Annotated in this window: 1 protein-coding gene; it reads right to left on the bottom strand. The window is 43.9% G+C overall.

Annotation, left to right across the window (positions count from 1 at the left end):
- Positions 1 to 533: 30S ribosomal protein S4 (gene rpsD, locus ACS8FD_RS24170; protein WP_439277713.1), on the bottom strand; the 533-nt coding region annotated here is incomplete at both ends.

The following is a 533-nucleotide window of genomic DNA, read 5'->3' as shown; positions in this document are numbered from 1 at the left end:
TAGAGTATAGCTCAACGATCAAGCTTTCGTTGATTTCAGCAGGTAGATCAATGCGATCAGGTGCTTGTTTAAAAGTACCTTGTAATTTGCTGTGATCAACATCTAGCCATTCTGGAATGCCACGTTGTGTCGCTAACTCGATAGCGTTTTTGATACGCAACTGTTCGCGAGACTTCTCTTGGATAGCGATGACATCACCATCTTGAAGCTGAATTGACGGAATGTTCACACGAACAAACTCATCACGACCAGCTTTTTTTACCATAACAGTACGGTGACTGACTAGCTGACGTGCTTCAGCGCGAGTTGAGCCAAAGCCCATGCGATATACTACGTTGTCTAAACGACTTTCTAGCATAGCTAGTAGGTTTTCACCAGTAGCACCACGCTTACGTGCAGCTTCTTTGTAGTAATTAGCAAACTGGCGCTCTAATACACCATAAATACGTTTAACTTTCTGCTTTTCGCGCAGCTGTAAAGCATATTCTGAAGTCTTATTACGGCTTACACCGTGTTGACCTGGTGGACGTCCA

It is taken from the genome of Psychrobacter sp. 1U2, from assembly GCF_051847575.1.
This window is presented reverse-complemented; position numbering and strand designations above follow the sequence as displayed.